The sequence below is a fragment of the Bacillus sp. AP50 genome (assembly GCF_040492675.1).
Taxonomy (GTDB): domain Bacteria; phylum Bacillota; class Bacilli; order Bacillales; family Bacillaceae_G; genus Bacillus_A; species Bacillus_A cereus.
This window is the reverse complement of the sequence record NZ_JBEUTW010000361.1, coordinates 1-1,960: the sequence shown is the minus strand read 5'-3', so window position 1 is coordinate 1,960 and position 1,960 is coordinate 1. Positions and strand designations below refer to the sequence as shown.

Here is a 1,960-nt window from a genome sequence, read left to right as displayed (position 1 = left end):
TATAGGAAGTGGTTCTAAATCAGATGGTTCGTGTTGGCAAAAAGATTTGTAGTTTGCTAATATTTCATTAATTAGAACTTCTACTGACCAGCCATCAACTACAATATGATGAATAGATACTACCAAAATATGTTCTCTTTCTTTACATTTTAACAATTTAACTCGCATTAATTTTTCAGACTCTAAACAGAATGGAGTATTTATCTCGTTCTCTATATGCTCTTTTATGACTTGTCCCTTTTCTTCTGGTGGTAGGTTAGATAGATCAAAAGTTGGTAGCTCAATAATGAATGTATCTATCCATTGCCGAACTTCATTGTCGATCAAACAAAATCTTACTCTTAACGCTTCATGTCTCTCAATAACTGCTTGTATACTTTTTTGTAAAATATCTACAGATAACTTCCCATCAAATTTTAAAGTAACAGATGTTGTATAAACCGGGCTATTAGGATTGGTTTTATAGACAAACCATTGGCTTTTCTGAGACGGGCTAAGTGGATAAAATTTCTCCTTACTTAATTGAGGTACCGGATGCACTTCTTGTAATGCTTCAACTTTTCTCTTTTGATTCACAAACATTGATAAAGATTCTAACGTCGGATGCTGAAAAATATCACTAATACCAATTATAATTCCATGTTCTTTATTCAAGGCCGTAACCAATTGAAATGCTTTTAATGAATCCCCACCTTTTTGAAAGAAATGATCCTCTAAACCAATTTCATTAGTGTTTAATACTTTTTCCCAAACTTTTTTTAGTTTAAACAACATTCCATCGCTATGATTTTCTAACGCATCATCAATCTTATTGATTGCATTAACTTTCTGTTTAAATTGAATAAAAAAATTATCAATAGACTGTTTTTTTAAAAATTCCTTCAATTCAATATACATTTTTGCACGTGGAACATCTTCTTTCGAAAGGTAATCGATGGTTATTAATTCATTACAATATGAATCATCTGTGAATTTCAAAGCATATTCAGAAATTTCATTTAAGATACTGTCAAATTTCCCCTTTTGAAAATCATCTATCATTCCTAAACGCTGGACTTTCCCTGTCACTGTTTTCCGAAATTCACCTTTCTGTATAGGAATAACATGAGTAGGATGTATTCCTAGGTAGCGTGTGATATGTTTTTTAATGTCTTCAATTACGTAACAACTAAACTCTAGCTCAAAATGCATTGGTGTAAAGAAGACTATTAACTGATCATTCTCTTCTATATGATTTTGCACTCCACCTACCGCTAAATATGTTGGCTCAATCCCATATACTTCTTCAAGGATAGACTCCACCTCATAATTATAATAATTTTTAGCGTTAATAATCAGAATGTCTTTTTCACGACCAGTTAATGTTAATCTCCCTTGATATAAAAAACCCATGTCACCAGTTTTAAACCACCCATCAGATGTAAAAGTTTTTAAATTTTCCTCTAAATTAGAGTAATACCCATCTATAATCATGGGTCCTTTTAATTGTATTCTACCGATTTTTTTCTCATTAACTAATTGATCATTTTTATCAACAATACGAATTTGTAAACCCGGAAGACTTCTTCCTAAGTTTGTCAAGCACTTCACACCTGGATAATTTAAATTTTTATGTTCTATTGTACCTAATGACGAATCCACTTCTACATAATCCCATATCCACTGACTATCTCCAAAAGTAATAGAGCCGCAAGCTTCAGTCATTCCATATTGAGGACAGAAACAATCAATTTTCAGATCATATTTATCCATTAAACTAAAAAATGCTTGAATTTTTTCATATATAATAGACTGTCCACCACTAAAAATATATCTAACACACGAAAAATCCCAATTTTTATCCTCAAAATCTTGAGAACATTCATTCAATAAAGTGAATGCAAACGGAGGAGCCCATGTAATACTTACTCTACATTTATCTATCCACTCAAGCCAGTTAGAAGGCTGTCTCTTATACACA

Annotated in this window: 1 protein-coding gene; it reads right to left on the bottom strand. The window is 31.7% G+C overall.

The genetic code is table 11. The features are described 5' to 3' along the window. The coding region (locus ABWK52_RS22350; protein WP_353772138.1) for a condensation domain-containing protein at positions 1-1,960 on the bottom strand (1,960 nt) is incomplete at both ends.